Source organism: Streptomyces mobaraensis NBRC 13819 = DSM 40847, assembly GCF_017916255.1.
Lineage (GTDB): Bacteria > Actinomycetota > Actinomycetes > Streptomycetales > Streptomycetaceae > Streptomyces > Streptomyces mobaraensis.
In genome coordinates this window covers 4,963,484-4,988,536 of record NZ_CP072827.1, presented here as the reverse complement: position 1 = coordinate 4,988,536, position 25,053 = coordinate 4,963,484, and the positions used below count along the sequence as shown (strand labels likewise).

Annotated in this window: 23 protein-coding genes and 2 tRNA genes; 11 read left to right on the top strand and 14 right to left on the bottom strand. The window is 73.3% G+C overall.

Translation table 11 applies throughout. From position 1 onward, the window contains the following. Window positions 1–11: 11 nt before the first annotated feature. The 4 genes from rsrA to J7W19_RS21570 all read right to left on the bottom strand — a co-directional run bounded on the left by rsrA (window position 12) and on the right by J7W19_RS21570 (window position 2,892). Entirely contained in the window at window positions 12–344 is a 333-nt protein-coding gene (gene rsrA, locus J7W19_RS21585) for a mycothiol system anti-sigma-R factor (protein ID WP_004937530.1), read from the bottom strand. Further along, the gene (locus J7W19_RS21580; protein ID WP_040887368.1) at window positions 341–1,030 is read right to left on the bottom strand and encodes a sigma-70 family RNA polymerase sigma factor; all 690 of its coding nucleotides are present in this window, start codon (window positions 1,028–1,030) and stop codon (window positions 341–343) included. Before J7W19_RS21580 ends, rsrA begins: the two co-directional genes overlap by 4 nt. 309 nt (window positions 1,031–1,339) lie before the next feature. Continuing rightward, complete coding sequence (locus J7W19_RS21575; protein ID WP_040887367.1) at window positions 1,340–1,999, bottom strand: alpha/beta hydrolase family protein; 660 nt, start codon at window positions 1,997–1,999, stop codon at window positions 1,340–1,342. A 74-nt stretch (window positions 2,000–2,073) separates the two neighbouring features. Beyond that, complete coding sequence (locus J7W19_RS21570) at window positions 2,074–2,892, bottom strand: SOS response-associated peptidase (RefSeq protein ID WP_004937519.1); 819 nt, start codon at window positions 2,890–2,892, stop codon at window positions 2,074–2,076. Between the two features lie 157 nt (window positions 2,893–3,049). Here J7W19_RS21570 and J7W19_RS21565 point away from each other — a divergent pair, with 157 nt between their 5' ends. The 4 genes from J7W19_RS21565 to J7W19_RS21550 all read left to right on the top strand — a co-directional run bounded on the left by J7W19_RS21565 (window position 3,050) and on the right by J7W19_RS21550 (window position 6,648). Beyond that, entirely contained in the window at window positions 3,050–3,763 is a 714-nt protein-coding gene (locus tag J7W19_RS21565; RefSeq protein ID WP_004937516.1) for a M50 family metallopeptidase, read from the top strand. 87 nt (window positions 3,764–3,850) lie between these two features. Then, on the top strand, window positions 3,851–5,215 hold the full coding sequence (gene aroA, locus J7W19_RS21560) for a 3-phosphoshikimate 1-carboxyvinyltransferase (RefSeq protein ID WP_004937513.1): 1,365 nt from the start codon (window positions 3,851–3,853) through the stop codon (window positions 5,213–5,215). A 15-nt stretch (window positions 5,216–5,230) separates the two neighbouring features. Further along, window positions 5,231–6,238, top strand: coding sequence for a ribosome small subunit-dependent GTPase A (rsgA, locus tag J7W19_RS21555; RefSeq protein WP_004937511.1), 1,008 nt, complete (start codon window positions 5,231–5,233; stop codon window positions 6,236–6,238). Window positions 6,239–6,324: 86 nt separating this feature from the next. After that, window positions 6,325–6,648, top strand: coding sequence for a DMT family transporter (locus tag J7W19_RS21550; RefSeq protein ID WP_004937508.1), 324 nt, complete (start codon window positions 6,325–6,327; stop codon window positions 6,646–6,648). A gap of 18 nt (window positions 6,649–6,666) precedes the next feature. Here J7W19_RS21550 and J7W19_RS21545 read toward each other — a convergent pair whose 3' ends face one another. Then, window positions 6,667–7,308: a TetR family transcriptional regulator gene (locus tag J7W19_RS21545; protein WP_004937506.1), complete on the bottom strand. Its 642-nt coding sequence runs from the start codon at window positions 7,306–7,308 to the stop codon at window positions 6,667–6,669. Window positions 7,309–7,434: 126 nt separating this feature from the next. Between J7W19_RS21545 and hisN the strand changes: the two genes are divergently transcribed. After that, complete coding sequence (gene hisN / locus J7W19_RS21540) at window positions 7,435–8,241, top strand: histidinol-phosphatase (protein ID WP_004937503.1); 807 nt, start codon at window positions 7,435–7,437, stop codon at window positions 8,239–8,241. Between the two features lie 189 nt (window positions 8,242–8,430). Further along, window positions 8,431–8,841 (top strand): CBS domain-containing protein, encoded by a 411-nt coding sequence (locus tag J7W19_RS21535; protein ID WP_004937501.1) that lies wholly within the window; start codon window positions 8,431–8,433, stop codon window positions 8,839–8,841. 98 nt (window positions 8,842–8,939) lie between these two features. On the opposite strand, the gene J7W19_RS21530 is transcribed toward J7W19_RS21535, so the two are convergent. After that, window positions 8,940–10,394: a catalase gene (locus tag J7W19_RS21530; RefSeq protein ID WP_040887400.1), complete on the bottom strand. Its 1,455-nt coding sequence runs from the start codon at window positions 10,392–10,394 to the stop codon at window positions 8,940–8,942. Between the two features lie 197 nt (window positions 10,395–10,591). On the opposite strand from J7W19_RS21530, the gene J7W19_RS21525 reads away from it, so the two are divergent. Further along, window positions 10,592–11,008 (top strand): Fur family transcriptional regulator, encoded by a 417-nt coding sequence (locus tag J7W19_RS21525; protein WP_004937498.1) that lies wholly within the window; start codon window positions 10,592–10,594, stop codon window positions 11,006–11,008. 91 nt (window positions 11,009–11,099) lie between these two features. Here the strand turns inward: J7W19_RS21525 and J7W19_RS21520 are convergent. The 4 genes from J7W19_RS21520 to J7W19_RS21505 form a co-directional block, all read right to left on the bottom strand. Continuing rightward, window positions 11,100–11,173, bottom strand: a tRNA-Met gene (locus J7W19_RS21520). A 135-nt stretch (window positions 11,174–11,308) separates the two neighbouring features. Continuing rightward, entirely contained in the window at window positions 11,309–13,261 is a 1,953-nt protein-coding gene (locus J7W19_RS21515) for a tetratricopeptide repeat protein (protein ID WP_004937493.1), read from the bottom strand. 267 nt (window positions 13,262–13,528) lie between these two features. Next, window positions 13,529–13,602 (bottom strand) — tRNA-Met (locus tag J7W19_RS21510). Between the two features lie 43 nt (window positions 13,603–13,645). Continuing rightward, the gene (locus J7W19_RS21505) at window positions 13,646–16,534 is read right to left on the bottom strand and encodes a UPF0182 family membrane protein (protein ID WP_051072436.1); all 2,889 of its coding nucleotides are present in this window, start codon (window positions 16,532–16,534) and stop codon (window positions 13,646–13,648) included. Between the two features lie 143 nt (window positions 16,535–16,677). On the opposite strand from J7W19_RS21505, the gene J7W19_RS21500 reads away from it, so the two are divergent. Then, window positions 16,678–17,274, top strand: a complete 597-nt coding sequence (locus J7W19_RS21500; protein WP_078587562.1) for a PPA1309 family protein — start codon at window positions 16,678–16,680, stop codon at window positions 17,272–17,274. Between the two features lie 31 nt (window positions 17,275–17,305). Here the strand turns inward: J7W19_RS21500 and J7W19_RS21495 are convergent, their stop codons facing one another. From J7W19_RS21495 to J7W19_RS21485, 3 genes are all read right to left on the bottom strand, one after another. Then, window positions 17,306–18,394, bottom strand: a complete 1,089-nt coding sequence (locus J7W19_RS21495; RefSeq protein WP_004937483.1) for a YlbL family protein — start codon at window positions 18,392–18,394, stop codon at window positions 17,306–17,308. Between the two features lie 470 nt (window positions 18,395–18,864). Then, window positions 18,865–19,338: a molybdenum cofactor biosynthesis protein MoaE gene (locus tag J7W19_RS21490; RefSeq protein ID WP_040887363.1), complete on the bottom strand. Its 474-nt coding sequence runs from the start codon at window positions 19,336–19,338 to the stop codon at window positions 18,865–18,867. Between the two features lie 97 nt (window positions 19,339–19,435). Continuing rightward, on the bottom strand, window positions 19,436–20,560 hold the full coding sequence (locus J7W19_RS21485) for an SDR family oxidoreductase (protein WP_040887362.1): 1,125 nt from the start codon (window positions 20,558–20,560) through the stop codon (window positions 19,436–19,438). 203 nt (window positions 20,561–20,763) lie between these two features. Here J7W19_RS21485 and J7W19_RS21480 point away from each other — a divergent pair, with 203 nt between their 5' ends. Together J7W19_RS21480 and J7W19_RS21475 are read left to right on the top strand one after the other, a co-directional pair. Continuing rightward, window positions 20,764–22,287: a zinc-dependent metalloprotease gene (locus J7W19_RS21480; protein WP_004937475.1), complete on the top strand. Its 1,524-nt coding sequence runs from the start codon at window positions 20,764–20,766 to the stop codon at window positions 22,285–22,287. After that, window positions 22,284–22,820 carry an NUDIX hydrolase gene (locus tag J7W19_RS21475; protein ID WP_004937473.1) on the top strand — a complete coding sequence of 179 codons (537 nt, stop codon included), beginning with the start codon at window positions 22,284–22,286 and terminating at the stop codon, window positions 22,818–22,820. The genes J7W19_RS21480 and J7W19_RS21475 overlap by 4 nt, the downstream gene beginning before the upstream one ends. 79 nt (window positions 22,821–22,899) lie before the next feature. Here J7W19_RS21475 and J7W19_RS21470 read toward each other — a convergent pair whose 3' ends face one another. Beyond that, window positions 22,900–23,523 (bottom strand): M48 metallopeptidase family protein, encoded by a 624-nt coding sequence (locus J7W19_RS21470; protein ID WP_004937470.1) that lies wholly within the window; start codon window positions 23,521–23,523, stop codon window positions 22,900–22,902. Between the two features lie 227 nt (window positions 23,524–23,750). On the opposite strand from J7W19_RS21470, the gene J7W19_RS21465 reads away from it, so the two are divergent. Beyond that, window positions 23,751–25,016 carry a ThiF family adenylyltransferase gene (locus tag J7W19_RS21465; protein ID WP_004937466.1) on the top strand — a complete coding sequence of 422 codons (1,266 nt, stop codon included), beginning with the start codon at window positions 23,751–23,753 and terminating at the stop codon, window positions 25,014–25,016. Window positions 25,017–25,053: the final 37 nt, after the last annotated feature.

The window sequence follows — 25,053 nt, the reverse complement described above, 5'->3', positions numbered from 1 at the left end:
GGACGCCCCGCTCAGTCCTGCGGGACGCTCCGGGCGTCGGCCTCGGCCGCGCGGGCCTCGGCCACCACGTCCTGCTCCGGCACGGACTGGCCGGAGCGGATGAGCTCGATCCGGCCCATCACCTTGGAGCGCAGGTCGGCGGGGACGTCGTCGTGTCCGCAGCAGCGCTTCACCAGCTTCTTGACCGCCTGCTCCAGCCCGTACTTCTCCAGGCAGGGAGAGCACTCGTCGATGTGCACCTCGAACTTGGCGCAGTCGCCGTCCGGCATCTCGCGGTCGAGGTACTCGTAAAGGTGGTCGAGGACTTCAGAGCAGTCCGTCTCGTGCGGCTCTCCGCAGCTCATGAGTCCGAGCCCTTCCCATTGTGCGACGCGTCGGAACCGTGCGGCGCGGCGGCCCCGGCCGGGACCAGGCCACGCTCGCGGGCGTAGTCCTCCAGCAGACCGCGCAGCTGCCGTCGGCCCCGGTGGAGGCGGGACATCACCGTGCCGATGGGGGTACCCATGATGTCCGCGATCTCCTTGTAGGCAAACCCCTCGACGTCCGCGAGATAGACCGCTATGCGGAATTCCTCGGGAATGGCCTGAAGGGCCTCCTTGACATCGGAGTCCGGCAGGTGGTCGAGCGCCTGCGACTCGGCGGACCGCAGCCCCTGGGACATGTGCGACTCGGCACGCGCCAGCTGCCAGTCCTCGATCTCCTCGGACGCGCTGCGCAGCGGCTCACGCTGCTTCTTGCGGTACGAGTTGATGAAGGTGTTGGTCAGGATGCGGTAGAGCCACGCCTTGAGGTTCGTGCCGTCACGGAACTGGTGGAAGGACGCGTACGCCTTCGCGTACGTCTCCTGGACCAGGTCCTCGGCGTCCGCCGGATTGCGGGTCATCCGCAGGGCGGCCGAGTACATCTGGTCGAGGAAGGTCAGCGCGTCGCGCTCGAAGCGGGCGCTGCGCTCCGCCGCGCTCTCCGCGGCCTGGGCAGGGGGGTGCTCCTCGCCGTGCGTCCCCGCGTCGGTACCCACGACCGGACCCACCTCCTCCGAAAACGTGGACGAGCCCTGGGCGGACCCGCTCGATTCGGAGAATAGACGATGACCTGCCGAACCCGCCGTTCCGGCCGCGGCGGCCAGGCCGCCCACGACGACCGGCCGGCTCCGGTCTGCGGTGCCGGGGCGGGACAGGCATGCGATCGAACCCATGGGGCGGGTCTCCCAATCCTTTGTCATGTGCCGGTGCGTGTCGTACGTACGTGGTGCTCAACATCGACGGCGCCCGTGCCATTCCCGCTCGTCCCCGCTCTCCTTCGCCCGTCGCCACCCGGTCGCGGCGGCCCGGCGCCCGCCTCAGCCGCCCGGCGTCCCCGCCAGCCGGCCCGCGACAGCGTCGATGATCACCGCCAGTGCGTCCTCCTGGGTGACGCCGCCGTTCTTCGCGGCGCTCTTCGGCACCGCGAACCCGTGGTCCCCGCCGGGCACGGCGACCGGCGCGACGCCGGGCGGGAACTCCTCGGGGCGGCCGAACGGATCGCGGGCGCCCTGGACGACCAGGACCGGCACCCCGGCGCCGAGCAGCTCCTCGGCGCGGGACTTCTCGGGCCGGCCCGGCGGGTGGAGGGGGAAGCTCAGCGCGACCACCGCGACCGCGCCCAGCTCCGCCGCCGTCCGGCAGGCCACACGCGCCCCCGCGCTCCGGCCGCCCGCGACGACGGGCAGCCCGGGCGCGGCGAGCGCGGGCCACAGGGCGCGCCAGGCGGTGTCGAGGGCGCGGGGCGCCGGGGCCACCTTCCGGCCGGCCACCCGCCAGGGCTGCTCCACGAGCGCCACGGTCACCCCGTGCGCGGGCAGGGCGGCGGCCAGGGCCTGGAGGTCACGGGCCTCCACGCCGCCGCCGGCGCCGTGGCCGAGGGCGAGCACCAGGCGGGGCTCCGGCGCGCGGTACCAGTGGATCCGGGCCTCGCCCGCCGGGGTGTCCACGCTCTCTGTCTGCGGCTTCTTCGTCGTCACGCGGCCATCCTGCCGTCCCGGTGCCGCGGCGACGGTACGCGACGTCGTCGGAACCCCCCGGAGCGGCGGCGCCGTCAGAACAGCGTGGTCTCCTCCGGCGCCGGCAGCTCCGCCACCAGCTCCGGCCCGTTGTTGCGCACGTCGCTGACCGCCGTCGCCACCGGGTACGCGCGCACCAGCCCGGGCGGGGGCGGGGCGAGCAGGGAGCGCAGCTCCTCCGGGTCCGTGCGCGCCGGGTCGAGCCAGGCGGCCCACCGGTCGGGCGGCAGGACCAGCGGCATCCGGGGGTGGATCTCCGCCAGGGAACGCGGGCCGCCCTCGGTGCCGCCGCCGGCGAACGGCCGGTCGTCGGCCTCGGTGGTTATCACCGAGCAGGTGGCCCACCAGGCCGCCGGGTGGTCGTCCGGGAGGGTGCGGTCGCGCCAGAACTCATAGAGGCCGGCCATCGCCATGACCGATCCGTCGGCGGGCGTCACGAAATAGGGCTGCTTCCGGGGGCGCTTGCGGCGCCCCTGCACCTCCAGCTCGCGCTCCTGTGCGCCGGTGACCCACTCGTAGTAGCCGTCCGCCGGGAGCAGGCAGCGCCGCTCCGCGAACGCCCGCCGGTAGGACGGCTTCTCGTGCACCGTCTCCGCCCGGGCGTTGATCATGCGCGCTGCGCCCTCCGGCGACTTCGCCCAGGAGGGGACGAGCCCCCACTTCAGGGCGCGCAGCTGGCGGACCGGGCGCCGGTCCGGCGCGCCCTTGAGCGGGCGCTCCAGGACGGCGTACACCTCTTTGGTGGGCGCCACGTTCCAGTCCGGCGCCAGGGTCTCCTCCGGCTCCCACACCTCCACGTCGAAGAGCCCGGCCAGATCCTCCGGCCCCCGGCTCGCCGCGTACCGCCCGCACATGTCCGACCGCCCCTCGGTTCCCTCGCACGTCTGCCGCCGACCATGCTGCCGCATGGGTCGGACACCGTCCGACAACGGCCGCCCGGCCCGAGGAACCACCGCGCGGCCCCGGCCGTCCCTCAGCACGGACCACGAACGCGCAAGGAGCGGCCCCTACATGGACAGCACCACCGCCACCGACCTGTGGGACCGTCTGGCCGGCAGCCAGTCCGGGCCCTCGGTGTGGACCGTCGTCGGCACCGGGCTGGTCGCCCTGGCGATGATCCTCCCGCCCCGGGTCTGGCGGGTGACGCGCAACGCGATCACCATCGCCCACGAGGGCGGCCACGGCCTGGTGGCGCTCCTCGGCGGGCGGACCCTGGACGGCATCAGGCTGCACTCGGACACCTCGGGCCTCACCGTCTCGCGCGGCCGACCGACCGGCTTCGGCATGGTCCTCACCGCGGCGGCCGGCTACCCCGCGCCCTCGCTGCTCGGCCTGGCCGGCGCCTGGGCGCTGTCCACCGGGCACGTCACGGCCCTGCTGTGGGTGGCGGCGGCGCTGCTGGCCGCGATGCTGGTGATGATCCGCAACGCGTACGGCGCGCTGACGGTGGTGCTCACCGGCGCGGCCTTCGTCCTGGTCTCCTGGCTGGCCGGCCCGGAGGTGCGGGCGGCGTTCGCCTACGGGGTGGTGTGGTTCCTGCTGCTGGGGGGCGTGCGGCCGTCCTTCGAGCTCCAGCGCAAGCGCCGGTTCGGGGCGGCGGCGGACTCCGACGCCGACCAGCTCGGCCGGCTGACCGGTGTGACGCCGGTGCTGTGGCTGCTCTTCTTCCACGTGGTCGCCCTGGCCGCGCTGCTGGCCGGCGGCAACCTGCTGCTCCGGGGGTGAACCGGCGGTCGCCCGGGCGCGCGACGGCGGGGCCTGCGCGGCCGTAGGCCCCGGTCACCGCCCCCGGCGAGGCCGTAAGGTTAGGGCATGACCGAGAGCCCCGCGCCCACCGACCTCTGGCCCGCTCCCACCGCCACCGGGGCCGTCGACGCGACCGTCACCGTGCCCGGCTCCAAGTCGGTCACCAACCGCGGCCTCGTCCTCGCCGCCCTCGCCGCCGAGCCGGGCTGGCTGCGCCGCCCGCTGCGCTCGCGCGACACCCTGCTGATGGCGGAGGCGCTGCGCGCCATGGGCGTCGGCATCGAGGAGACCGTCTCCTCCAGCTCCGAGGGCGACCGGGACGGCTCCGGCGAGGCGTGGCGGATCATCCCGGCCCGGCTGCACGGCCCGGCCTCGGTCGACGTCGGCAACGCGGGCACGGTCATGCGCTTCCTGCCGCCGGTCGCGGCGCTCTCCGACGGCCCGGTCCGCTTCGACGGCGACCCGCGCAGCTACGAGCGCCCGCTGCACGGCGTGATCGACGCGCTGCGCGCCCTGGGCGCCCGGATCGACGACAACGACCGCGGCGCGCTGCCGCTGACCGTGCACGGCGCCGGGGCGCTGGAGGGCGGTCCGGTCGAGATCGACGCCTCGTCGTCCTCCCAGTTCGTGAGCGCGCTGCTGCTCTCCGGCCCGCGCTTCAACCAGGGCGTGGAGGTACGGCACGTCGGCTCGGCGCTGCCCTCGCTGCCGCACATCCGGATGACGGTCGAGATGCTGCGCGCCGCCGGCGCCCAGGTGGACACCCCCGAGTCGGGCGGCGAGCCGAACGTCTGGCGGGTTTCCCCCAGCGCCCTCCTCGGCCGCGACCTGGTGGTCGAGCCCGACCTGTCGAACGCGGCGCCGTTCCTGGCGGCGGCCCTGGTCACCGGCGGCCGGGTCACCATCCCGGACTGGCCCGAGCGCACCACGCAGCCGGGTGACGCGCTGCGCGACATCTTCACCGCCATGGGCGGTTCCTGCGAACTGACCGACGCGGGCCTGACGTTCACCGGCACCGGCCGGATCACCGGCATCGACGCGGACCTGCACGAGGTCGGCGAGCTCACCCCGGTGATCGCCGCGGTGGCCGCGCTCGCCGACTCCGAGTCCGAGCTGCGCGGCATCGCCCACCTGCGGCTGCACGAGACGGACCGGCTGGCCGCGCTGGCCAAGGAGATCAACGAACTCGGCGGCGACGTCACCGAGACCGCCGACGGCCTGCGCATCCGTCCGCGCCCGCTGCACGGCGGCGTCTTCCACACCTACGAGGACCACCGGCTGGCCACCGCCGCGGCGGTGCTCGGCCTCACCGTCCCGGGCGTCGAGGTGGAGAACGTGGCGACCACCGCCAAGACCCTCCCCGACTTCCCGGAGCTCTGGCACGGCATGCTCGGATCCGTCGCGGGGGCGACGACGGTGCCGAGAGCCTGAGGGAACCGGACCACCATGCGCCGCTACGGCAAGAACACCGACGAGGACGACGTCCGCGTCCGCCCCAACCGCAAGGGCAACCGGCCGCGGACCAGCATCCGCCCCAAGCACGAGGACGCCGCCGAGGGCTTCGTCCTCACCGTCGACCGGGGCCGGCTGACGGTCCTCGTCGAGGACCGGGTGATCATGGCCATGAAGGCCCGGGAGCTGGGCCGCAAGGGCGTCGTCGTCGGAGACCAGGTGGCGGTCGTCGGCGACCTCAGCGGCAAGAAGGACACCCTGGCCCGGATCGTCCGGGTCGAGGAGCGCCGTTCGGTGCTGCGCAGGACGGCCGACGACACCGACCCGTTCGAGCGGGTCGTGGTCGCCAACGCCGACCAGCTGGCCATCGTCACCGCCCTGGCCGACCCCGAGCCGCGCCCCCGGCTGATCGACCGCTGCCTGGTCGCGGCGTACGACGCGGGTCTCGAGCCGCTGCTCGTGCTGACCAAGTCGGACCTGGCCCCGGCCGCGAAGCTGATGGAGTCCTACGGCGCGCTGGGCCTGCCGTACGTGGTCACCAACCGTGAGGAACTGGCCGCCGGCGAGGCCGCGGAGCGGGTGCGGGAGCGGCTGAACGGCCGGGTCACCGCGTTCGTCGGGCACTCCGGCGTCGGCAAGACCACGCTCGTCAACGCCCTGGTCCCGGACCGGCAGCGGGCCACCGGGCACGTCAACGCGGTCACCGGCCGCGGCCGGCACACCACCACGTCGGCGCTGGCCCTGCCGCTGCCCGGAGGCTCGGGCTGGGTGATCGACACCCCGGGCGTCCGGTCGTTCGGGCTGAACCACATCGACCCCTCGCGCGTCATCCACGCCTTCCCGGACCTGGAGCCGGGCACCGAGGGCTGCCCGCGCGCGTGCAGCCACGACGAGCCGGACTGCGCGCTGGACCAGTGGGTCGCGGACGGGCACGCCGACCCGCAGCGGCTGTACTCGCTGCGGCGGCTTCTCGCCACCCGGGAGCGGCGCGAAGGCGACTGATCGCCTACGTTTGCGCATGACCGCCGATGGCAAGTGCAACAGCACCGGGACGGACGGGGCGGTCGACGACACGGGAGGCGAAACTGATGGCGTGGCTGCTGGTCGTGGTCGCAGGACTTCTGGAAACCGGCTTCGCCGTCTGTCTCAAACTCTCGCACGGCTTCACCCGCCTGTGGCCGACGATCGCCTTCGCCTGCTTCGCCCTCGGCAGCTTCGGCCTGCTGACGCTCTCCCTCCGGAAGCTGGACGTGGGCCCGGCCTACGCGGTGTGGACGGGCATCGGCGCGGCCGGGACGGCGATCTACGGCATGGTCTTCCTGGACGACCTGGTCTCCACGCTGAAGCTGGTCTCGATCGCGTTCGTGATCATCGGGGTGATCGGGCTCCAGCTGTCGGGCTCCGCGCACTGAGCGCGCCGACCCCGGGGATCACTCCCGCCCGCCGCCGAGCAGCGTCCTGACCACACCGGCCACCTCCTCGGCCGCCTCGGTGTCGGAGCCCGCCGGGGCGACCACGTATGACAGGGTCATCCGGACCGCGGCCTCGCAGGCCCGGCGCAGCGCGTCCGGATCCGGCGGGCGGCCGGTCCTGGCGGTGGCCTCGCCGGCCGCCCCGGCCGCGCTCCCGGTGATGCGTTCCACCAGGGCGGCGGGCGTGGGGGCGCTCCGGGCCGTCATGGGCGGCGGCGGGGTGCGCGGCGCCGGTACGGCGGGGGCCGCCTGGGCGGGCAGCCGCTCGCCGCGGCAGCCGGTGAGGGCCGCGCGCACCAGCGGGTTGGCCCGCGCGGTGCGCAGCGTCCAGACGGCCGCGGCCGCGCAGCAGTCGCCGGCGTCGGCGTCCTCCCGCTCGACGGCGTCGGCCAGCGAGCGTTCCACACCGGCCAGGAAGGACTCCGCCTCGCGCCGGACCAGGGCCCGGGCCAGGCCGTCCTTGCTGCCGAACTCGTTGTACAGGGTCTGCCGGGACACCCCGGCGGCGGCCGCCACGTCGACCATCCGGACCCCGTGCCAGGGCCGGATGCCGAGCGCCGTGTAGGCCGCGTCCAGCAGGAGCTCTCGTGCCGCGGGCATCGTCGCCTCCCGGGCCTTGCGGCCGCACGACGGTTGTGGCCACAGAATTGACGCACCACCAGACGGTGTCAAGAGCCCGGGCGGGCCGCACGTGCGCGGACGGGGGCCGCGGGTAGTGTTCCTGTTATGTCCGACTACCACGATGATCTGCGCTTGGCCCATGTCCTGGCGGACGCCGCCGACGCGGCGACCATGGAACGGTTCAAGGCCCTCGACCTCAAGGTCGAGACCAAACCGGACATGACCCCGGTGAGCGAGGCCGACAAGGCCGCCGAGGAGCTGATCCGCGGTCACCTCCAGCGGGCGCGGCCCCGCGACGCCGTGCTCGGCGAGGAGTTCGGCGGCGAGGGCCTCGGCCCGCGCCGCTGGGTCATCGACCCGATCGACGGCACCAAGAACTATGTGCGCGGGGTGCCCGTCTGGGCGACGCTGATCTCCCTGATGGTCCAGACGGAGCACGAGGGCACCGTCGACTACCAGCCGGTCGTCGGCGTGGTGTCGGCCCCGGCGCTGGGCCGGCGGTGGTGGGCGGCGAAGGGGTCGGGCGCGTACACCGGGCGCAGCCTGTCGTCCGCGAGCCGGCTGACGGTCTCCAAGGTCGAGCGCATGGCGGACGCCTCGTTCGCGTACTCCTCGCTGTCGGGCTGGGAGGAACGCGGGCTGCTGCCGCGCTTCCTGGACCTGACGCGGGACTGCTGGCGGACGCGCGGCTACGGCGATTTCTGGCCGTACATGATGGTCGCCGAGGGCTCGGTGGACATCTGCGCGGAGCCCGAGCTGTCGCTGTGGGACATGGCGGCGAACGTCGTCATCGTGGAGGAGGCCGGCGGCCGGTTCACGGGCCTGGACGGGCGACGGGGGCCGCACAGCGGGAACGCCGCCGCGTCGAACGGGCTGCTGCACGACGAGCTGCTGGGGTACCTGCGCACCTGAGGGGCTCCGGCGGCGAGCGGGGTGGCGGCAGGAACGTCACAGCCCGTTCGGCCGCTCGAAACCTCAAAGACGGCGTAAAAAATCGGCAAAGCGGCCGGTCGTCGTCCTCTTCCCCGCCGGGGCGTCGCGTGTCACGCTGAGGAACGGCTTGTGAATGCGTGAAAGCGCCCCGCAGGAGGTGGCACGCCCATGCTCGTCCGCGACGCCATGAGCACGATCGTCCTCACCATCGGCCCCGCCCACACCCTCCGGCAGGCCGCCCGGCTGATGTCCGCGCGGCGGGTCGGCGCGGCCGTCGTCCTCGATCCCGACACCAGCGGCCTCGGCATCCTCACCGAACGCGACGTCCTCAAGGCGCTCGGCGCCGGCTGCGACCCGGACCGGGAGACCGCCCACCGCCACACCACTTCCGACGTGGTCTTCGCGGCGCCCGAGTGGACGCTGGAGGAGGCCGCCACCGCCATGTCGCGCGGCGAGTTCCGGCATCTGATCGTGCTGGACGGCCAGGAGACCGTGGGCGTGGTCTCGGTACGCGACGTCATCCGCTGCTGGGTGGCGCACGGGGTGCCACGGCGGGACGGGACGGCGCTGACGGCGTGACCCTTTTCGCCCACGGCGCGCGGCCTCCCGCCGGCGGACAGCCGGAGAGGCCGGAGCCCCATGGCGTCCGGCCTCTCCGGTTTCTTACGGCAAGCGCCCTAGCCGCGCAGGGCCTGGACCGCGGCCTCCAGCCGCTTGCCGTAGTCGGGGTCCGCCTGGCGGAAGTTGTTGATCGCCCGCTCCGCGATGTCGTCGCGCGACACCTTGGCGATGAAGCCCGCGAGGTTGGCGATCAGGCGCTCCTTCTCCTCCTCCGTCATCAGCCGGTAGAGGTTGCCCGCCTGGACGAAGTCGTTGTCCTCGGCGTGCGCGGGATTCGCGATGTTGCCGGTGGCCCCGGTGACGGGGACCGGCTGCCACAGCGGCCGGCCGGTCTCGGCGGGGCCGCCGAAGCTGTTCGGCTCGTAGTTCTTCGCCCGGCCGTGGCGGCCGTCGTAGGCGTAGCCGTCCCGGCCGTAGGTGCGGGCCGTGGTGGCGTGCGGACGGTTCACCGGCAGCTGGTCGGCGTTGATGCCGACGCGGTAGCGGTGGGCGTCGGCGTAGGCGAACAGCCGGCCCTGGAGCATCTTGTCCGGGGACGGGCCGATGCCGGGCACGAAGTGCGACGGCGAGAACGCCGACTGCTCGACCTCGGCGAAGACGTTGTCCGGGTTGCGGTTGAGCTCCAGCTTGCCGATCTCGTGCAGCGGGTAGTCCGCGTGCGGCCAGACCTTGGTCAGGTCGAAGGGGTTGAAGCGGTACGTCGCCGCCTCGTCCGCCGGCATGATCTGGACGGACACCGTCCAGCTCGGGAAGTCGCCGCGCTCGATGGCCTCGCGCAGGTCGCGCTGGTGGGAGTCGGGGTCCTCGCCGGCGAGCCGGTTGGCCTCCTCCTGCGTGAGGTTCTTGATGCCCTGGTCGGTCTTGAAGTGGTACTTGACCCAGAAGACCTCGCCGGCCTCGTTGTTCCACTGGTAGGTGTGCGAGCCGAAGCCGTCCATGTGGCGGTACGAGGCGGGGATGCCGCGGTCGCCGAATAGCCAGGTCACCTGGTGGGTGGCCTCGGGCGACAGGCCCCAGAAGTCCCAGACGTTGTCCGCCTCCTGCGAGCCGGTGTACGGGTCGCGCTTCTGGGTGTGGATGAAGTCGGGGAACTTGATGGCGTCGCGGATGAAGAAGATGGGGGTGTTGTTGCCGACGAGGTCGTAGTTGCCCTCTTCGGTGTAGAACTTCAGCGCGAAGCCGCGGGGGTCGCGCACCGCGTCCGCCGAGCCGAGGTTGCCCGCGACGGTGGAGAAGCGGAGGAACGTTTCCGTCTGCTTGCCCACCTGGGACAGGAACTTCGCCCGGGTCCACCGGGTGACGTCCTGGGTCACGGTGAAGGTGCCGTAGGCGCCGGCGCCGCGGGCGTGCACCACGCGCTCCGGGATCCGCTCCCGGTTGAAGTGGGCGAGCTTCTCCAGCAGCAGCTGGTCCTGCACCAGGACGGGGCCACCGATGCCCGCGGTCTCGCTGTTCTGGTTGTCCGCGACCGGAGCTCCGGACTCCGTGGTCAGCGGGCCCGTCGTGGTCATGGCCTCGTCCTGAACCGTCACGTACGCCTCCGTCTTCTCGGTCCTGCCCGCTCGGCCGGTCCTCTTCGGCCCCGCGGCGAGACCGATCCTTACATTGGACTTTGTCTAAGTCAAGATGGAGCTGACATAAAAACCGGATCCAGTGGTAGACGCCTGCCGCTGCTAGGCTGGTCCTATCTGACTGATGGGTGAATGGCATGAGTGACCTGCTGGAACGGCTCCGGGGACGTGGCTGGCGGCTGACCGCGCAGCGGCGCGTCGTCGCCGAGGTGCTCGACGGGGACCATGTGCACTACACCGCCGACGAAGTGCACGCCAAGGCGACCGAACTGCTCCCGGAGATCTCCCGGGCGACGGTCTACAACACACTCGGCGAACTGGTGTCCCTCGGCGAGATCATCGAGGTGAGCACCGACGGCCGGGCGAAACGCTACGACCCGAACGCCCACCACGCGCACCAGCACCTGGTGTGCTCCCGCTGCGGCACCATCCGCGACGTGCACCCCTCGGGGGACCTGCTCGCCGGACTGCCGACGGAGGAGCGCTTCGGCTTCCAGGTGTCCGCGGTCGAGGTGACCTATCGCGGACTGTGCCCGGGCTGCTCGGGAGCGTGACGGCGGGCGCCGGGGGGCGTTCGCTCGGCTCACCGGCCCGGGAACACAGCACGAAGGCCCGGATCCTCGGGATCCGGGCCTTCGTCAGGAGTAGCGGGGACAGGATTTGAACCTGCGACCTCTGGGTTATGAGCCCAGCGAGCTACCGAGCTGCTCCACCCCGCGTCGGTAGGTCAACTGTAACCCGGTCAAGGCGTTCCATGCAAACGGGTGATCCCCGACCGCCGGCGGCGGCACGTTCCGCTCCGGCGCGCCGCCGTTCCGCCGCCGTACGCGGCCCGGCCCGCCGGGGCCGGGCCCTCACGCCGAGAGCTCCTGCTGGAGGGCGTCCCGCAGCCGCGCCGCCCGCTCGGCGACCTCGGCCGGGCCGTACTCGACCGCCTGCGCGCACCAGAGCTGGGCCTCCGTCAGGTCGCCGTGCCGGGCGGCCAGCAGGGCCAGCCGGAGGGCCGCGCGGCCGTGCCCGGCCTCGGCGGCCCGGGTCCACCACAGCGCGGCCTCCGGCTCACTGCCCTCGCGGGCCAGCAGCAGCCCGAGGTTGAACGCGCCGTTGCGGCTGCCCGCCTCCGCCGCCTCGCGGTACCAGCGGGCGGCCCGGACGACGTCGCCACGGGCCGCCACGATCATCCCGAGCCGCACCTGGGCCCTCCGGTGGCCCTGGCGGGCGGCGCGGTCGTACCACTCCTCGCACTCGGCCGCAGCGCCCTCGCCGCGGTCCTCCCGGTCCAGCAGGCTCGCGAGCCGGAACGCGGCCTCGGCGCTGCCGCCGCGGGCCGCGACGCGCAGGTGGCGCTCGGCCTCCTCGGCGCTCTCCTGATCGCCGTCCCGCAGCAGGGCCATGGCGACCTGGAGGGCGGCCTCGGTGTGGCCGGCCGCGGCGGCGCGCTCGTACCAGCGCAGCGCCTCCCGCTCGTCGTGCCTCCCTGCGTAGAGGATGCCCAGGTTGAACGCGGCGTCGACGCTGCCGGCCTCGGCCGCCTTGGAGAACCAGGGCTCGGCGCCCGCCGGGTCGCCGGCCTGGAGCAGGAGAACGGCCAGGGCGTTGGCGGCCTCCCGGTGGCCCGCGTAGGCGGCGCGCCGGTACCACTGCTCGGCCTGGGCGGTGCGGCCCTGCTCGGCGCAGAGCAGGGCGAGGTTGTACGCGCCGTTGACGTCGCCCGCGTCCAGGGCGGCGCGGTACCAGCGCTCGGCCTGCTGGGCCTCGCCGCGGTCGGCGTGCAGGGCGCCCAGGGCGTTGGCCGCGTTGCCGTCGCCGTCCTGGGCGGCCCGGCGCCACCAGACGGCGGCGCTGTCGTTGTCGCCGGCGTCGCGCAGCAGGAAGCCGAGGGCGCAGGCGGCACGGGACTCGCCGTCCTTGGCGGAGGTCAGGTACCAGCGGGCCGCCTCCTGGATCTCGCCGCGCGCCTCCAGCAGGGTGCCCAGGTGCAGGGCGGCGCGGCGGTGACCGCGGGCGGCGGCCTGGCGGTACCACTGCTCGGCCTCCGCGGCGGGCCCGCGCTCCTTGCCGACGGCCGCGGCGGCGCGCAGGTCGCGCACCGAGGTGTCCCCGCCGCCGACGGGGGTGCGCCGGCCGGCCGCCGTCGGGGCCGGGCCGGGCAGGACGCCGGGGCGGTTCGCGGCGGAGCCGGGGGCGCGGCCGTCGAGGATGCGGGCGAGGCGGTACGCCGCCTCGCGGTGGCCCCGCTCGGCGGCGGACCGGAACCAGCGCTCCGCGCCCACGTCGCTGCGGTGTTCCAGCAGGTCGGCGAGGGCGTAGGCGCCGAGGGCGTGCCCGGACTCGGCGGACTGCCGCAGCCAGTACTCGGCGGCGGGCTCGTCGCCGCGCTCGCGGTGGTAGCGGCCCAGGGCGTGCGCGGCGGCGGCGGAACCGGCGACGGCGGCGACCCGCCACCAGCCGGCGGCCTCGTCGGGGTAGCCGCGCTGGTGCAGCAGGACGCCCAGGTTGTTGGCGGCGGAGCGGTCGCCCTCGGCGGTGGCGGCGCGCAGGCAGCGCTCGGCGGCGTCCAGGTCGCCGCGGCGCAGCAGCAGGGCGCCGAGGGTGCTCAGGGCGGCGGGGTCGCCGGATTCGGCGCGGCGGCGGGCGGTTTCGAGCTCCAGGTCGGCGGCGTCCGCCGAGGCGCCGGCGGACGTCTGGGACGGGACCTGCCCGCCTTGTCCGTCCGGGGCGTTCCCCCGGTCGGTCCCCTGCTCACTCCCCCGGACGGGAGCCTCTACCAGCCGACGTGTCTCCACCAGCCTCGCCTTGTCCCCCATACGTCCCATCGTCGCACTCCCGCAACCTGTGTACACCTGGAATGCCGCAGCCAGTGAGGTCACTTCAGCGTTTTGTCGACTTCCCGACTTCCCGACACAGCGATGCCCCAAACTCTAATCAAAAGCCCCGCACATAACCCGCACAGACCAGCGTGGCGCCGGATGCGAACGGTGGTCCCCCGCCGGCCGGCCATGGAGCGCGGTCCCTACCACCGCCCCGAACGCACGACAAGGCCCGGAGTTCGAAACTCCGGGCCTTGTCTTCAGTAGCGGGGACAGGATTTGAACCTGCGACCTCTGGGTTATGAGCCCAGCGAGCTACCGAGCTGCTCCACCCCGCGCTGTTGTGGAACAACCGTACCACGGCGCGGGGCGGGGCATCGGCTAACCGTCGGTCCGCTTCCCCTCGTCCTGCTTGCCGGCGGGCTTGCCGTCCGCCTTCTTCTCGGCCCCCTCCTCGGCCTTGGCCAGCCGGTCGAGGGCGTCCTTCAGACTCTTCTGCGCCTTGCCGTACGCCTCCAAGTCCTTCTGCTCCAGCGCCTTCTGGCCGGCGGCCCAGGCGTCCTGCGCGTCCTTGACCGCCTGCTTGACCGTGGGGTTGGCGGTGGACGGACGCGAGGTGTCCGGCGGCTGCTTGCCGGTCTCGCCCTGCTGCTTGCCGAAGACCTCGTCCAGGGCCTCGCCGAGGGTGTCCCGGAAGGCGATCTTCTCGCCGTAGTTGACGAGCACCTTCCGCAACAGCGGGTAATTCGCCCTGGCGCCGCGGACGTACACGGGTTCCACGTACAGGAAACCGCCGTCCAGGGGCACCGTCAGCAGATTTCCGTACTCGACCTCGGAATCACCGCCCTTGAGAAGCCTGATCAGGCTGGCGACATCCGAATTGCTGTTGAAATTGCTCTGCGCCTGCTCCGGACCCCAGACCGCGCCCTTGGGCTCGAGGATTCTGATCCGGCCGTAGCCGTCGCTCTTCGCGTCCGCGTCGACCGCCATGAACGCGCCCAGGTTGGGGCGGTTCTTGGGCGTGAAGGTCGTCGTCAGCGAGAACGTCTGGTCCTTCTGGTCCGGCATCCGCATGCTCAGGTAGTACGGCGGCACCGCGTTGCCCTTGTTGGTCGGGTCGTCCGGCACCTGCCAGCGCTGGCTGCCCGTGTAGAACGCCGCCGGGTCGGTGACGTGGTAGCGGGCCAGCAGCTCGCGCTGGACCTTGAACAGGTCCTGCGGGTAGCGCAGATGCGCCTTCAGGTCCGTGCTGATCTCGCCCTTCGGCTTGACCGTCCCAGGGAACGCCTTCATCCAGGTCTTGAGCACCGGGTCCTCGGTGTCCCACTGGTAGAGCTTGACCGTGCCGTCGTAGGCGTCGACGGTCGCCTTCACCGAGTTGCGGATGTAGTTGACCTGGTTCTGCTGTGCGACAACGGCGCGTTGACCGGTCGTCAACGAGTCGGTGGTGGTGTCGCCCAGTGTGGTGCGGGAGGCGTACGGATAGCCGTTGGTCGTCGTATAGGCGTCCACGATCCACTGGATGCGGTGGTTCACCACGGCCGGGTAGGCGTCGCCGTCGATGGTCAGCCAGGGGGCCACCGCCTCGACGCGCTCCTTCGGCGTCCGGTTGTAGAGGATCTTGGAGCCCTTGCCGATGGCGCCCGAGTAGAGGATCTTCGGCTCGCCGAACGCCACGGCGTAGGCCGCGCGGTTGACCGGGTTGGACAGCGCGACGCCGCCCTTGCCGTCGTAGCCGAAGCTCTCCTTGCCCTCGTCACCGGGCTTGTCGATCTCCTTCTGCGGCCCGCCGACGATGGAGTACTGGGTGGTCTTCTCCCCGTAGTACACACGCGGCTCGTACGGGCCCAGGGCGGCGTCCGACTGGAAGTCCGGGCCGCCGCCCTTGGGCACGGACGTGCCCTTGGCCGTCACGGCGCCGTAACCGTGCGTGTACTTGAAGTGGTCGTTGATCCAGTTCCGCTCGGGAATGCCCTTGATGTTGAGCTCACGCAGGCCGATGACGGTGTCCTGCTCCTTGCCCTGCACCGTGTAGCGGTCGACGTCCAGGGTGGACGGGAACTGGTAGTAGCCGCGGTCCTGGCGCTCCTGCTGGAAGGCCGGCGAGACGATGTTCGGGTCCAGCAGCCGCAGGCTCGCGGTGGAGTTCGCCATCTCGCGCAGCTTGTTCTTGTCCTTGCCGCCGGCGTCGCTCTTGCCCGGATACCGGTCGTCGACCTTGGTGTCGTCGATCCCGTACGCCGCCCGCGTCGCCTTGATGTTCTTGGCGATGTACGGCGCTTCCTTGGTCTGCTCGTTCGGCGAGACCTGGAACTTCTGCACGATGGCCGGGTAGAGCCCGCCGATCAGTATCGCCGAGAGCACCATCAGGCCGAAGCCGATGACCGGCAGCTGCCAGGTGCGCCGCCAGAGCGTCGCGAAGAACAGCACCGCGCAGATCAGGGCGATGATGAAGAGGATCGTCTTGGCCGGCAGATAGGCGTTGGCGTCCACGTAGCGCAGACCCGTCCAGCCGTCCGCCGACCGCAGCCCGCTGGACTTCACGGCCAGCCCGTACCGGTCCAGCCAGTACGCCACGGCCTTGAGCGCGACGAACAGGCCCAGCAGCACGGACAGGTGCCCGGTGGCCGCCGCGGTGGCCCGGTGGCCCGGGCTGGTCAGCCGCAGACCGCCGTAGAGGTAGTGCACCAGGGCCGCCGCGATCAGCGACAGCACGGCCGCCGCGAAGCCGAAGCTCAGCAGGAAGCGGTACCAGGGGAGGTCGAACGTGTAGAAGGAGATGTCCTTGTGGAACTGCGGGTCCTTCTGGTGGAAGGAGACGCCGTTGACCCACTGGAGCCAGGTGCGCCACTGCCCGGCCGCGGAGGCGCCCGCCACCAGGCCGACCAGCGCGGTGACCGCCAGCAGCACCCACTTCTTGTACGGCGCGATGCTCATCCGGTAGCGGTCGAGACTCTGCTGCTCGGCCGACATCGCGCTCAGCGGCGGGCGCAACCGGTGCGCCAGCCAGATGTTGAACCCCACCGCCGCGGCCATCAGCAGGCCGAAGACGGCGAACAGGCCGATCTTGGTGCCGAGGGTGGTGGTGAAGACCGACGAATAATGCACCGAGCGGTACCAGAGCCAGTCGGTCCAGAACCCCGCGAACATGACGAAGAGCATGGCCAGCGCAGCCAGCACACCCAGGGTCATCAGCAGGGTCCGGACGCGCCGGGACGGTCGGCCGACTCTGATCCGTGGCCCTGTCGGGCCTCCGCCGCGGTCCGGCATCTGGAAAGCCAAGGTGCGCACCTCGAAGTTCGCTGTAAGGGAGCTGTCGATCAGGCCCTGGCGATAGTAGGACCCAGTGTGGCAACTTACCGAGGCTTTACTCGGTTCCCGATTTCGGCCCCTCTCAGGGCACGATATTGGGCATGTCCAGCAACGCCGGCTCCCCGAGCCACCCCGATCGCCCCGAAGCGGGCACGCCCCCGATGGCCGCCAGCCCGCTGACCCGCGCCGTCCTCGAGATCGACGAGTACGCCTCCGGCCTCGGCTGGGACCAGCCCGCCCGGCTCTTCGCCCTCGTCGACACCGCGAAGCTCCGCACACAGGAGCCCGCCCTGGCCGCCCAGCTCGGCCTCGACGACGCGGCCCCCGGCGCGTCCGTCCCCTCCTACACGCCCATCGAGCAGGACGAACTGCCCGCGGGCACCGCCCTCGACGAGTTCCTCGCCACCATCGCCTGGCCGTCCGCGGTGACGGGCTGCGCCCTGACCGTGGAGCGGCTGATGCTCCCGCCGTCCGCCGAGGGGTCCGTGCCCCACGGGATGAGCGAGAAGCAGCTCGCCAAGTGGGTCGCCAAGCACCCGGAGCGGCAGGAGGTGCGGATGACGGTCGCCGTACTGCGGGACGGGGCCCGGGAGTCCGCCGTCCGGCTGCGCGAGAAGGACTCGCCGACCGAGGTGCTCACCGGCCCCGACCTGGTGCCCGGGCTGGCCGAGGCGCTGGCCGCGACCTTCGCGGACTGAGCCGCCCCGAGCGACTTCCGGGACGGGGTGGCTAGCCTGCCGTGCAGCGCGGCAGGCCGGCCGCGTCCCCCTTGCGGATCTTCTCCAGGGACTTCAGCGCGTCGCCTATCGTCTCGACCTTGACGAGCGTCAGCCCGGACGGGGTGTCCTTGGCGGCGGCCGCGCAGTTGTCCTTGGGGGTCAGGAAGAACCGGGCCCCCTTGTTCCGGGCGCCGACCGTCTTCATCTCGATGCCGCCGATCGGCCCGACCTTGCCGTCGTCGTCGATCGTCCCGGTGCCGGCGACGAACTTCCCGCCGGTCAGGTCGTCCGGTGTCAACTTGTCGACTATCCCCAGGGCGAACATGAGGCCGGCGCTCGGCCCGCCGACGTCGGCCAGCTTGATGTTGATCGGGAACGGGAAGGTGTGCGCCGTGCCCGCCTGGATGCCGACGATGGCCCGCTTGTCACCGGGCGCCTCCCGCGTCACCACGGTGACGGACTCCGTCCCGCGCGGCTGCCGCTTCTCCTTCTCCGCGGCGGCGGCCTCCTTGGCCGGGACGACCGTGAAGGCGACCTTCTCGCCGGGCTTGTGCCGGGTGACGAACTTCGCGACGTCGCCGGGCTGCCGGACCTCCGAGCCGTCCACCGCCTTGATCACGTCGCCCGCGTGCAAGGCGCCCTCGGCGGGGCTCGCCTTGACGACGGAGGAGACCACGACCCGCGTGGGGACGGGGATGTCCAGCTGCTTGAGCGCCGCCACCTTGGCGCTCTCCTGGGACTGGCTGAACTCCTCGGCGGTCTCCTGGTTGAGCTGGTCCGGGGACTTGTCGTCCGGGTAGAGCGTGCTGTGCGGGACCACCAGCTTGTCGTGGTCCAGCCAGCCGTAGACCGCCTCGATCATGTTCATCCGGTACTGCGAGCCGGTGACCCGGACCGTGGTCATGTTGAGGTGCCCACTGGTCGGATACGTCTTGTGCCCCGAGATCTGGAGCACCGGCTCCCCGTCGTGGTCGCCCAGGGTGTTCACCGTCGGCCCCGGCGACATCTCCGCGTACGGCACGGGGATCAGCACGCCGACGCAGAGCAGCGCGATCAGGGTCAGCAGGGAGGCGAGCATCGTCGCAGTGCGGCGGGGCATGGAACGACAGTACGGGACAGGTCTGACAGTCCACTTCCGGGGCGGTCCGTACGGGGCAGAAGTGCCTGCCGGGGCCCACGTCACGCGGGATTCCGGCCCCCGAGCCCTGCGGATCCGCGTTAAGCGGATCCGGCCCCGGAGTCCGAACGCTCCATCGCCTCGCGGAACTTCGCGTATCCCGCGAGCTCGGAGACATCGCCTGCCTTGCGGTTCCGGGCCGCCCAGCTTCCCCACAGGGCGGCGGCCACGGCCGCGGCAACCGGGATCAGCAACCAAGCGAGCGCCGCCATAACGGCCTCCGACCTCTTACTCCTCGCGACTTACGATGAGCACATTAATCGTCTGCCGTCTCAACGCTCACGTCAGGGCGGCGGTTACGCAACTCGGGTGGCCCGTTCCGGGCACCTGGCGCCCCCTCCGCGCGCCGACCCGCCCACCCGTCACCCGACCACCACCCCTCGACGACGGCGCTACGCGCCGACCCATTCTTCGGTTCCGTCGGAGAAGACCTGGTGCTTCCAGATCGGCACCTCGCGCTTGAGGTCGTCGATGAGGCGGCGGCAGGCCCCGAACGCCTCCGCGCGGTGCGGGCAGGAGACGGCGACGACGACGGCCAGATCCCCGATGGTCAGCTCGCCGACCCGGTGCACCGCGGCCAGCGCCCGCACCGGGAAGTCCGCCGCCACCTTCTCGGCGACCCGCCGCAGCGCCTCCTCGGCCGTGGGGTGCGCCGAGTAGCCGAGCCCGGCGACCGAGGCCCCGCCGTCGTGATCGCGCACCGTGCCCACGAAGAGCGCGGTGCCGCCGGCGGCGGGGTCGCCCACCGCGGCGAAGACCTCGTCCAGGGAGAGCGGGGTCTCGCGGATCGCCACGAGACGCAGGGGGCCCGGATCGGGGACGGCGGGCCCGGAGGGATCTTCGTACGTACGGGACATGCGCCCCATCGTGCCGTACGCCGCCCGCTCTCCGGCCGGGCCGGGCCGCGATATTCGTACCGGCGCCCGCTCCCGGAGGGCGCCGGCGCGTACCGGCACAGACCCGCTACACCCGCCGCCGGGCCTTGCGCGCCCGCCGGACCAGCGCCGCCGTGCCCAGCAGCGCCACGGTGGCACCGGCGGCGCCGGCCGCCGTCGCGTCCTTGCGGCCGAGCCGCCGGCCGGCGACCGTGTGCCGTCCGGCGACCTCCTCCAGCAGTTCGGCCAGGACCTCCTCGTTGGTCCAGCGCGGCCGCCAGCCGGCGGCGTGCAGCCGGTGGCCGCTGACCACCCAGGGGTGCATCGTGTACTCGAGGTCGCCCGCGGGGGACGGCGTCAGGCCCAGGCGGTGCAGCCGCGAGGCCGCCCCCAGCGCCACGGCCGACGGCAGCTCCATGCGCCGGATGCCGGTGAGCTCCTCGACCTCCTCCTGCTCCAGCCAGCCGTCGCAGCCCACCGCCAGCTCGCCCTCGGCCTTCTCCAGGGCGGCGAACTCCAGGGCGCTCACCAGGTCCTCCACGTGGCAGAACTGCCACACCGGCCGGGACCCGGCCACCACCAGCAGCCGCGGCGACTCGAAGTAACGGGTCAGAGCCGTATCCGTGCCGCCGACGAGGACGGCCGGCCGCAGCACGGTGACGTTGAGCCCCGGGTGCGCGCGGGGCGCGCGGCGGGCCAGCCGCTCGATCTCCAGCAGATCGCCGACGCCGGTGGCCTCGGCGGTCGCCCGCAGCTCGGCGTCCTCGTCGAGGGGCACGTCGTTGTCGGGGTGCGCGCCGTAGACCATCGCCGACGTGCACAGCACCACGCGGTGCACCCCGGCCGCGGCGGCGGCCGTCAGCACGGTCTGGGTGCCGCGCACGTTGTAGGCGGTGCGGGCGGCCGGGTCGGTCTCCAGGTCCAGGTCGAGCGCGAGGTGGACGACGACGTCGGCGCCCCGCAGCTTCTCCGCGATCGCCGGGTCGCGGACGTCCAGGACGTGCCACTGCGCCTCGCTGACGTCGCCGCGGCGCTCGTCGATGGCGAGGACGTGCTTGACCTCCTCGGACGCGGCGAGCCGCCGGGTGAGCAGCGCACCGACGCCGCGGGCGGCGCCGGTGACCGCGACCACGGGCCGTCGGCCGGTCGGGCTCGTACTGTCTCGCGCGGAACCGTTTCGCGCTGCGCGAACTTCTCGGTCGGGGGAACTCACCGGGCGTCTCCAGCGGTTGTCTTCAGTACGTATGTGTCATCACCTGTGTCATGACCCGTACGTACCAGGTGACGTCCATCCTGCCGCAGGCCCCGAGCCGGTGGAGCACCAAGCCCCGATACCGGGGAGGTGTCTACGCTGGGTGGTGTTGTCGGGCATTCGCCGTCGGCCATCGCCGGCGGCCCTAGGAGCCGAGGAAACCCGTGAGTGACACCCCATTCGGATTCAATCTTCCGCCGGAGGAGCCGGAGGACGGCGACAACGGCAAGAAGAAGGGCGGTGACCAGGGTGGCCGTGGCCAGGGTCCGGCGAACCCGTTCGGATTCGGTTCCGGAGCGGGCGGCGCGGACAATCCCTTCGCCGCGCTGTTCGGCGGCGGCGGGAACCCGGCCTTCGGGGGCATGAACCCCGGCGACCTGGGCGCCGCCTTCCAGCAGCTCGGCCAGATGCTCTCGTACGAGGGCGGCCCGGTGAACTGGGACATGGCCAAGGACATCGCGCGGCAGACCGTCGCCCAGGGCACCGCCGACGGCTCCAAGGACGCCAGCGTCTCGGCCGGCGAGCGGGCCGCGGTCGAGGAGGCCGTCCGGCTGGCCGACCTCTGGCTGGACGGCGTGACCTCGCTCCCGTCGGGCTCCGGCACCGCCGTGGCGTGGAGCCGCGCGGAGTGGGTCGAGGCGACCCTGCCGGTGTGGCGGGAGCTGGTCGACCCGGTCGCCGAGCGCGTCGGCTCCGCCATGGGCGACGTGCTGCCCGAGGAGATGCAGGCCATGGCAGGCCCGCTGCTGGGCATGATGCGCAGTATGGGCGGCGCCATGTTCGGTACGCAGATCGGCCAGGCCGTCGGCGTGCTGGCGGGCGAGGTCGTGGGCTCCACCGACATCGGTCTGCCGCTGGGCCCGGCCGGCAAGGCGGCCCTGCTGCCCGTGAACGTCGAGGCGTTCGGCGCCGGTCTCGGGGTGCCGCAGGAGGAGGTGCGCCTGTACCTGGCGCTGCGCGAGGCCGCCCACCAGCGCCTGTTCGCGCACGTGCCGTGGCTGCGCTCGCACCTCTTCGGCGCCGTCGAGGGCTACGCCCGGGGCATCAAGGTGGACACCTCCAAGCTGGAGGACGTCGTCGGCCGGCTCGACCCCACGCGCCCCGAAGAGATGCAGGAGGCGCTCCAGCAGGGCATGTTCCAGCCGGAGGACTCGCCGGAGCAGAAGGCGGCCCTGGCCCGGCTGGAGACCGCGCTGGCGCTGGTCGAGGGCTGGGTGGACGCGGTCGTGCACGCCGCCGCGGCGCCGCACCTGCCGTCCGCCGGGGCGCTGCGGGAGACGCTGCGCCGCCGCCGGGCGACCGGCGGTCCCGCCGAGCAGACCTTCGCCACGCTGATCGGCCTGGAGCTCCGTCCGCGCCGGCTGCGCGACGCGTCGCGGCTGTGGGCCTCCCTCACCGACGCGCGCGGCGCCGATGGCCGCGACGCGCTGTGGGAGCACCCGGACATGCTGCCGACCGCCGGGGACCTGGACGACCCGGACGGTTTCGTCCACCGCGAGCACCTGGACTTCTCCGAGCTCGACAAGATGCTCGGCGAGGCCGCCGGGGGCGGCGGCCAGGGCAAGCCGGATCTGGGGAAGGGCTCCGAGGGCTCCGAGGGCTCGGCCGGCTCCAAGGGGTCCGAGGACGCCAAGGGGTCCAAGGGTTCCGAGGGTTCCGAAGGTGACAGCCCCGAGGACGGCGCGTGAGCCTTCGCGAGGACGCGGAGCGGGTGCTCAAGGAGTGGCCCGCTCCGTCCGGTGAGGCGGGGCAGGAAGCGCTGCGGCTCGCGTACCTGGACCATCTGGCCGACCACCCGGACGGTATGTGGAAGGCGTGCCGGGACGGCCACGTCACGGCCAGCGCCCTGGTGGTGGACCCGTCCCGCGGCCGGGTGCTGCTGACGCTCCACCGCAAGCTGGGGATGTGGTTGCAGATGGGCGGCCACTGCGAGCCGGAGGACGCCACGCTGGCGGCGGCCGCGCTGCGCGAGGCGACGGAGGAGTCGGGCATCGCGAGCGGGCTGACCCTGCTGCCGGGCGGCCCGGTCCGGCTGGACCGGCACCACACGCCCTGCGCCTGGCACCTGGACGTGCAGTACGCGGCGCTGGCGCCGGAGGGCGCCGAGGCGGCGATCAGCGACGAGTCGCTGGACCTGCGGTGGTTCGGCTACGACGAGGTGGCCTCGGTGGCCGATACGTCGGTGGTACGGCTGGTGGAGCGGGTGCGGGCGCTGGTGTAGGCGCTCGCCGCCGGAGCGGGAGGCACCGCCGCGGTTCCGCTGCTCCACGGCTCCCCCGCTCCTCCCGCCGCCCGGGGGCTCACTCGCCGCGGGCGGCGGGAAGGTGCGGGAGCCGGCCGGCGGCGACGACGCCCTCCAGGTATCCCCGCGCCCGTTCGGTGCGCGGGTACGCCTCCAGGAGCCGCCAGAAGGCGGGCCCGTGCCCGGGGACGAGCAGGTGCGCCAGCTCGTGCAGGAGGACGTAGTCCACGACGTACTCGGGCATGCCCTGCAGGCGGTGCGAGAGGCGGATGCTGCCCTCGGCGGGGGTGCAGGAGCCCCAGCGGGTGTTCTGGTTGGTGACCCAGCGGACGCTGTCGGGCCGGGCCCGGCCGCCGAGGTACTGCCCGGAGAGGCGCTCCGCCCGTTCCGCGAGCTCGGCGTCGCCGAGTATCCGCTTGCTCTCCTGGGCCGCGAGCCGGTCGAGCATCACGGACACCCACCGCTTCTCCTCGGCGTCCGACATACGGGCCGGGATGAGGACCACCGTGCGGTCGGCCTCGCGGTAGGCGGAGACGGTTCTGCGCCGGCGTGCGCTCCGGCGGACCTCCACCGGGCGGGTCTCGGCCGCCGGGAACTCCTCCGTCCCCAGGAAGGGCGGGCCGAGCGGACTCGGCCCGCCGCGCGGTGGTCGTGCGGCACTGTGCAGGGGGTCGACGGGCACGCCACGACGTTACCCCGTCGGCGGCGCGGGAAGTCCCGCCGTCGCCCTGCCGTCGGTGATTCCCCACCACATCACGGCACTAGTACGACTAACAGCCCGTGCCTGTGGACAACTTCGGACGCGCATCGGCGCCGCCGTGCATGCTGGGTCCACCGGCGGCGGACGGTGGCTCCGCCGCCGGTGCGAGGCGGTGTGAGGCGGCGTGTGCCGGGCGACGAGGGGGAGTCATGGTGGGGACGGACGGCGGGTGCGGGGCCGCGGTGCTGGAGAGCCTGAAGGACCGAGGACGCACGGACGGGCCCGGGGACGCGGTGGTCGGGGGCGCGGGCGGGGCCGCGGGGGCGCATCCGGTGGTGAAGCCCGCCCTGCGGCGGGCCTGGCGCCGCCGGGACGTCCTCCAGCTCGGGATGACGCGGGCCCACGCGAGGGTGGTGGGTCCGGTGGACACGGCGACGGCGTCGTTCCTGGGCCTGCTCGACGGCACCCGCGGACTGCCGCTGCTCCGGGCGGAGGCGGCGGCCATGGGGCTCCCGGAGGGCCGGGCGGACGCGCTGGTGGAGCGGCTGACCCGGGCCGGGGTGCTGGACGACGCGCGCGGCGGAGGCCGGGGAGGCGCCGCGCTGCGGAGCCGCGGCCCCGCCCTGGAGCGGCTGCGGCCCGACCTGGCCTCCCTGTCCGTACTGCATCCAGCGCCGGGGGCGGCGCTGGGGCTGATGGCCGCTCGACAGGCGAGACGGGTGCAGGTGCGGGGCGCGGGCCGGGTGGGTGCCGCGGTGGCCGCCCTGCTGTCGGCGTCCGGGGTGGGGCAGGTGGACGTGCTCGACGGCGGATACGTAGAGCCCTGGGACGTGAGCCCCTGCGGCGTGGGCGTGGAGCGGACGGGCGAGCGCCGGGACGCGGCGGCGCGGCGGGTGGTGCGGGAGGCGGCGCCGCTGCCCCGGCCGAGGACGCGGGCGCGGGAGGACGAGGCCGGGGCCGGGGAGTTCGCGCCGCCGCTGGCCCTGACGGTGTTCGCGCCCCGGGACGGGGTCGCGGTGTGGGCGCCCGACCCGGCGGGCGCCCGGGAGGCGATGGCGGCGGGGGCGCCCCATCTGTACGCGGGGGTGGCGGAGGCCACGGGGGTGGTCGGGCCGCTGGTGCTGCCGGGCCGGTCGGCGTGTGCCGAGTGCCTGGCGCTGGGCCGGGCGGAGCGGGACGCGGCCTGGCCCCGGATGGTCGCCCAGTGGAAGTCCGGCCGACGGGCGGAGGTACCGTCTTGCGACATGGCACTGGCCACGGTCGTGGCGGGACTGACCGTGTCGTGGGCGCTCGCGTTCCTCGACGGTGGGTCCGCCGCGGGCGTGGGGGCGCGCCTGGAACTGGCTCTGCCGGGTCCGGACTGGTCCTCGCGCCCGGTCGAGCCGCATCCGCGGTGTCCGTGCGGCGCGGCACGGTCCCCCGAGGGGGGTCGCGCCCGGGCGGCGGGGGCCCCGCACGGGACAATGCCCGGGTAACCGCCGTCCGCGGCGTGGCCGTTCAGCAGTTGGAGGG